This window comes from Jatrophihabitans sp. (assembly GCF_036388195.1).
Lineage (GTDB): Bacteria > Actinomycetota > Actinomycetes > Mycobacteriales > Jatrophihabitantaceae > Jatrophihabitans_A.
Window position 1 is genome coordinate 1 of the sequence record NZ_DASVSG010000097.1, and the last position, 6,304, is coordinate 6,304.

General features: G+C 71.5%; 7 protein-coding genes. 1 reads left to right on the forward strand and 6 read right to left on the reverse strand.

Translation table 11 applies throughout. The features are described from left to right. From VF612_RS10130 to VF612_RS10145, 4 genes are all read right to left on the reverse strand, one after another. The coding region (locus tag VF612_RS10130) for a helix-turn-helix transcriptional regulator (RefSeq protein ID WP_408659728.1) at nt 1-1,120 on the reverse strand (1,120 nt) is incomplete at its 3' end. 80 nt (nt 1,121-1,200) lie between these two features. Continuing rightward, on the reverse strand, nt 1,201-2,559 hold the full coding sequence (gene pafA, locus VF612_RS10135; RefSeq protein WP_408659729.1) for a Pup--protein ligase: 1,359 nt from the start codon (nt 2,557-2,559) through the stop codon (nt 1,201-1,203). A 74-nt stretch (nt 2,560-2,633) separates the two neighbouring features. Beyond that, nucleotides 2,634-3,359 (reverse strand): anti-sigma factor family protein, encoded by a 726-nt coding sequence (locus VF612_RS10140; RefSeq protein WP_408659730.1) that lies wholly within the window; start codon nt 3,357-3,359, stop codon nt 2,634-2,636. Then, complete coding sequence (locus VF612_RS10145) at nt 3,356-3,889, reverse strand: sigma-70 family RNA polymerase sigma factor (RefSeq protein ID WP_408659731.1); 534 nt, start codon at nt 3,887-3,889, stop codon at nt 3,356-3,358. Before VF612_RS10145 ends, VF612_RS10140 begins: the two co-directional genes overlap by 4 nt. 169 nt (nt 3,890-4,058) lie before the next feature. Here VF612_RS10145 and VF612_RS10150 point away from each other — a divergent pair, with 169 nt between their 5' ends. Next, nucleotides 4,059-4,535 carry a ubiquinol-cytochrome c reductase iron-sulfur subunit gene (locus VF612_RS10150; protein WP_408659732.1) on the forward strand — a complete coding sequence of 159 codons (477 nt, stop codon included), beginning with the start codon at nt 4,059-4,061 and terminating at the stop codon, nt 4,533-4,535. An 83-nt stretch (nt 4,536-4,618) separates the two neighbouring features. Here the strand turns inward: VF612_RS10150 and prcA are convergent, their stop codons facing one another. Beyond that, entirely contained in the window at nt 4,619-5,437 is an 819-nt protein-coding gene (gene prcA, locus VF612_RS10155) for a proteasome subunit alpha (RefSeq protein WP_408659733.1), read from the reverse strand. A 47-nt stretch (nt 5,438-5,484) separates the two neighbouring features. After that, the coding region (gene prcB / locus VF612_RS10160; RefSeq protein WP_408659734.1) for a proteasome subunit beta at nt 5,485-6,304 on the reverse strand (820 nt) is incomplete at its 5' end.

A 6,304-nucleotide genomic window follows, 5' to 3' on the forward strand; every position in this document is an offset into this window, starting at 1 on the left:
TGGTCACCCGGGCCTCCGCGGTCGGCCCAGCGGCGGTCGGCCCAGCGGCGGTCGGCCCAGCGGCGGTCGGCCCAGCGTCGGTCACCCGGGCCTCCGTGGTCGGCCCAGCGTCCGCGGGCAGTTCAGAGCCGGGCCCGCCGTCACCGTGAGCGCTCAGCGCCCCACCCGTCACGCCGGAGAGCAACCTGATCACCGCGGCCACCAGCTCCGGCGGCTCCAGCGCCACCGCATCGGCGCCGGCGCCGGCCACCAGCCCCGCGAGCCGGTCCAGGTCGCGGTAGTCCAGGGTCAGCACCTCCCCCTCGGCGGTGCTGCGGACCTGCCGCGCCAGCCGGCGCAACTCGCCGCCGCGGCCGGGAACCACCCGCACGCTGGCCAGCTGATCGGGCTGGTGGTTGGCGCCGCGCACCAGCTCCAGCATGTCCAGGTCGTCCGGCCGGCTGGTCTCGGCGGCCACGGTCAGCGTCCGGACCTCGCCCACGATGCGGTCCAGCCGGAAGCTGCGCATGTCGCCCCGGCCCCGGTCGTGGCCGACCACGTACCACCGACCCCGCCAGGACAGCACACCCCACGGCTCCACGGTCCGCTTCTCCGGCGCGGGCGCCGACTGCTTGCGGTAGCCGAACTGCACCACCCGGCGTTCGGACACCGCCGCGATCAGGTACGGAAGCGCCGGCTCGTTGCCCGGCAGCGGGGGCAGCGCATCGGCGCCCGGCGGTTCCTCGATCTCGATCCCGGCCGCGCGCAGCTTGATCAGGGCGGTCCGGGCCTCGGTGGCCAGCGACGCGGTGCTCCACAGCCGGCCGGCCAGGCCCACGGCGGCTGCCTCGTCGGCGGTGAACTCGATCGGCGGCAGCTCGAAGTCCTGCCGGGCGATCCGGTAGCCGTCCTCGGTGTCGAAGACGGAGTTGCGGCCGGTCTCCAGCGGGATGCCGAGCTCGCGCAGCTCCGCCTTGTCCCGTTCGAAGCTGCGCTTGAACGCCTCGTCCGGATTGGTGGAGTCCTCGGACACCTCATAGCCCTCGACGGTGTCCCGGATGCGCTCGGCGGTGATGTACTGCCGGGTGGAGAGCAGGCAGAGGACCAGATTGACCAGTCGTTGCTGCCGACGCGCCGCCATATCCGACAACGGTAGGCGACGTCCGCGTCTGGGCGGCGCGCCACCCCGGTCGGGGTGCTCGGTTCGTCGAGCGCGGCCGCTCACATCGAGGCAATCAACTTCTCGACCCGGTCATCGACCGCCCGGAACGGGTCCTTGCACAGCACGGTCCGCTGCGCCTGGTCGTTCAGCTTGAGGTGCACCCAGTCCACCGTGAAGTCGCGCCGGGTCTCCTGCGCGCGCTTGATGAACTCGCCGCGCAGCTTGGCCCGGGTGGTCTGGGGCGGGACGCTCTTGGCCTCGAACACCGCCAGGTCAGAGGTCACCCGGCTCACCGCGCCGCGGTTGGCCAGCAGGTAGTACAGGCCCCGGTCCCGGCGGATGTCGTGGTAGGTGAGGTCGAGCTGCGCGATCCGCGGCGAGGACAGCGGCAGGTCGTACCGGGCGCGGTAGCGCTCCAGCAGCTGGAACTTGGTGGCCCAGTCGATCTCGCGGTCGATCAGGCTCAGGTCACCGGACTCGACGGCCTTGAGGGTCCGGCCCCACAGATCCAGCACCTGTTCGGTGACGGGATCGGAGCCGGTGGCGTCGACGAACGTCCGGGCCTTCTCGAAGTACTCCCGTTGGATCTCGCTGGCGCTGGCCAGCCGGCCGTTGGCGAGCTTGACCTGGCGGCTGCCGGTCAGGTCGTGGCTGATCTCGCGGATCGCCCTGATCGGGTTCTCCAGGGTCAGGTCCTTGAAGGTGATGCCCTGCTCCATCATCCGCAGCACCAGATCGGCGCTGCCCACCTTCAGCAGGGTGGTGGCCTCGTTCATGTTGGAGTCGCCGACGATGACGTGCAGCCGCCGATACCGCTCGGCGTCGGCGTGCGGCTCGTCCCGGGTGTTGATGATCGGCCTGGACCGGGTGGTGGCCGAGGAGACGCCCTCCCAGATGTGCTCGGCCCGCTGGCTCAGGCAGTACACCGCCCCGCGGGGCGTCTGCAGCACCTTCCCGGCGCCGCAGATCAGCTGCCGGGTGACCAGGAACGGGATCAGCACATCGGCCATCCGGCTGAACTCGCCGTGCCGGGCGACCAGGAAGTTCTCGTGGCAGCCGTAGGAGTTGCCGGCCGAGTCGGTGTTGTTCTTGAACAGGTAGATGTCGCCGGCGATGCCCTCGTCGTTGAGCCGCTTCTCGGCGTCGATGAGCAGCCCCTCGAGGATCCGCTCGCCGGCCTTGTCGTGGGTGACCAGGCTCAGCAGCGAATCGCACTCCGGGGTGGCGTACTCGGGGTGGCTGCCCACGTCCAGGTAGAGCCGGGCGCCGTTGCGCAGGAAGACGTTGGAGGACCTGCCCCAGCTGACCACCCGCCGGAACAGGTAGCGGGCCACCTCGTCCGGGCTGAGCCGGCGTTGACCTTCGAAGGTGCAGGTCACACCGTATTCGTTCTCGATGCCGAAGATACGTCGCTGCACGGGCCCAGCCTAGTCAGCGAAGCGGCCAGATGCGCGTCTTCGGTTGCGTGATCGGTATCGGATCTCGTCCGGTCCTACAGGCGCAACCGCAGCACCGTGCGGTCGTGGTCGTCGGAAATCTCGATCCGGTCGATGGCCTGCCGCGGCCAGGGGCTGTTCCTGGTGATCTGGACGTCCTCATCCGGCTGCGGCGTCCAGCTCCCCAGGCCCACCTTCTCGCCCTTGCGGTTGAAGATCACCAATTGGTACGAGGTGTAGGAGTGGTCCGGGTAGGCGCCGCCGCCGGGGTAGCCGCAGGCCAGCTTGACCCGGGTGCTCGAGCCGGATCTGATCAGCTGCACGGTGGCGTGCACACCGGCGGCGTTCGGGCCGACCGGCTGCATGGTCAGGGTCTGCGGCTGGTGCGCGCGCTGCCAGCCCAGCACCCCGCCGGTAGCCAGCAGCCCGAGCAGGCAGGCCGCCGCTGCCGCGAACGCGACGAGCCGCCGCGCCCGGCGCCGCCGGCTGGCCGCGACCTGGCGCAGCAGCCGGGGCAGCAGCGTGTCCGGCGGCGGCTCGGGCTCCCAGGCCGAGACGTCGGCCCGGGCGAGCACCCCGGGCAGGTCGCCAAACTCGGCGATCCGGTCCTGGCAGATCGGGCAGGCCCGCAGATGCCGCTCGAACGCCTCGCGCTCCTCGACCTCCAGCGCGCCCAGCAGGTAGGCGGCGTCGTCGAGCTCGAACCGGACGTGCTCGGCGATGGCGCGTTCGGCGTCGGGGTCGAACGGGACGCCGTGCTCGTGCTGACCCGGGCCGGTCACGGCGCCGCTCCCATCTCGTTGAGGGCCAGCTTCAGGGCCCGCAGGGCGTAGTGCGACCGGGACTTGACGGTCCCTTCCGCGATCTGCAGCTGGTGGGCGGCCTCCCGCACGCTGGAGCGCCGGTAGAACAGCTCCACCAGCACCGCCCGGTGGTCCGGGGTCAGCCGCAGCAGCGCGTCGGCGATCAGCCGGGACTCGACCAGCGCGTCGGTGTGATCGGCCACCGCGGACTCCGGCACCGCGGCGACCAGCCGCTCCGGCCGGACGCTGCGGGCGCGCCACTCGTCGATCACGATCCGGCGGGCCACCGTGTACAGCCAGCCGCGCGCCGAACCCGCCTGCTCGGCGGTGAAGGCCGGGCTGTCGGGGTTGCGCCAGGCCCGCAGCAGGGTCTCCTGCACGACGTCCTCGGCGGCCTGCCGGTCGCCGCCGGTCAGCCGGACCGCGAAGGCCCACAGCGCGGCGGCGTGCTCGTCATGCAGGGCCTGCATGAACTCACGCTCGTCGACCGCGCTGCGATCGACCGGCATCGGGTCTCCTGGGGTCTGGACGTGGACTGGCGGCGGACCGCTCCGGGGATGGATACGGCTGAGCCGGCGGGACGGTTCAATCCTGCACCCGCGTGAACCGTTCGGGTGGCTGTTGCGTTGGTTCTGTTGTACGAGCAATGACAGTGGACACAGATCTGGGAGTCAATGGATGAGCACAGAGCACGAGGACGACCGCTCGACGGTGTCGGGCATCAGCCGCCGAAGCCTGCTGGCGGCCGGCGCCATCGGCATCCCCGCAGTCGCCCTGGTGGCCTGCTCGAAGGCCCCCGCCGAGGAGCCGACACCCACATCGAGCTCGAGCCCGGTCCAGGGCCTGCCGACCACCCCCGCATCCGGCGCCCCGCTGGCCAAGCTCTCCGACATCACGGTCGGCGAGGCGATCGCAGCCACCGGCCCGGACGGCGGCGACATCATCATCGTCCGGACGGCGGCGACCACGGTCGAGGCCTACAGCGCGATCTGCACCCACGAGGGCTGCACCGTGAAGCCGGCCGGCAAGGAGCTGGACTGCCCGTGTCACGGCTCGGTCTTCGACCTCAAGGGCGCGGTGCTCAACGGCCCGGCGCAGCGGCCGTTGAAGGCAGTGAAGGTCGCGCTGTCCGGCGACAACGTGGTGGCCGGCTAACCCGCCGGCTCGTCAAAACCGGCGGTCTCGCTAGAACCGGCCGCCCTCGCTAACCGGCGGCAGCGTCCCGGGCCACCGCGGAACTAGGGGCCGTCGGGGCTGTCCGTGCTGTCGGAGCGGCCCGGCGTCGGTGGCGTGTCCGCGCCGCCCTGCTCGTTCACAGGCTGGGCCCCGGTGTGCTCGGCCGCGGGCTCGGCAGAGCCGTTGCCCGGCAACAGGCTGCTCAGCGCCGGCCCGACGATGCGGCGGAACTTGCGGTGGCCCCGGTTGCGGTCCAGCACGGCGACCTCGAGGCTGTCGGCGACCAGCACCCGGTTGCCGCCGCCCTCGCCGCCGACCGAGCCGAGCGCCGCGACCGCGACCGAGACCGCGTCGGCCAGCGACATGTCGGTGCGGAACGACTGCTTGAGGGCATTGGCGACCGTGTCGGCCTGGCCGCCCATCACCAGGTAGTTGGGCTCGTCGACGATGGTGCCGTCGTAGGACAGCCGGTAGAGCTGGTCATCGGCGGCCGACGAGCCGACCTCGGCGACGCACAGCTCCACCTCGTACGGCTTCTGCTGCTCTGTGAAGATCGAGCCCAGGGTCTGGGCGTAGGCGTTGGCCAGCGCCCGCGCGGTGACGTCGCGGCGGTCGTAGGAGTAGCCGCGCAGGTCGGCCAGCCGGATGCCGGCGACCCGCAGGTTCTCGAACTCGTTGGACTTGCCGACCGCCGCGAAGCCGATCCGGTCATAGATCTCCGACACCTTGTGCAGCGCCGAGCTGGTGTTCTCGGCGACGAACAGCACCCCGTCGGCATAGGTCAGCACCACCACGCTGCGGCCGCGCGCGATGCCCTTGCGGGCGTACTCGGACCGGTCGCGCATGATCTGCTCGGCCGAGGCGTAGAACGGCATCGACATGGATGTTTCTCCGGTTCGTAGGGTCGGGGAGCGGCCGAAGCAGCGGCTCAGGAGCCTGGCACGGCCGCCCGGCGTTCCAGCAGCGCGCGCACCACGGCGTCCAGGCTGCTGTCGGCCACCCGGCGGGTGCCGTCGGCGGTGGCCGCGAACACCACCGGGTAGATCCGCCGGGTCAGGTCCGGGCCGCCGGTCGCGGCGTCGTCGTCGGCGGCGTCGTAGAGCGACTCGACCACGATCGCGACCGCCTCCTCCTCGCTGAGGTTCGGACGCCAGAGCTTCTTCAGCGCGCTCTTGGCGAACACCGAGCCCGAGCCCACCGAGTGGTAGTACTGCTCGGGGTAGCGGCCGCCGGTGACGTCGTAGCTGTAGATCCGGCCGGCGCCGGCCGACCCCTCCACCGCCGCGCTGTCGATGTCGTAGCCGGCAAAGAGCGGGACCACGGCCAGCCCCTGCATCGCCGCGCCGAGGTTGCCCCGGATCATCGTCGCGAGCCGGTTGGCCTTGCCGTCCAGGGTGAGCGCGGTGCCCTCGATCTTCTCGTAGTGCTCCAGCTCCACCTGGAACAGCCGCACCAGCTCGATCGCGATGCCGGCGGTGCCCGCGATGCCGACCAGGGAGTACTCGTCGGCGGCGAAGACCTTCTCGATGTCGCGCTGGGCGATCAGGTTGCCCATGGTGGCGCGGCGGTCACCGGCCATGATCACGCCGCCGTTGAAGGTGGCCGCCACGATCGTCGTCGCGTGCAGCGACCCGGCGGCGTGCGGGGAGGAGGGCATGGCGCCGGTCAGCTGCGCCCGGTTGCCGGGCAGCAGCTCAGCCGCGGCCGCGGAGATGAACTCGACGAAGGACGACGAGCCGGGGGCGGTC

What these genes read in the sequence shown, in the direction of transcription:
- VF612_RS10145 (WP_408659731.1), bottom strand. Translation starts at nt 3,889, where the DNA reads ATGCCGGTCGATCGCAGCGCGGTCGACGAGCGTGAGTTCATGCAGGCC.
- VF612_RS10150 (WP_408659732.1), top strand. Translation starts at nt 4,059, where the DNA reads ATGAGCACAGAGCACGAGGACGACCGCTCGACGGTGTCGGGCATCAGC.
- prcA (WP_408659733.1), bottom strand. Translation starts at nt 5,437, where the DNA reads ATGTCGATGCCGTTCTACGCCTCGGCCGAGCAGATCATGCGCGACCGG.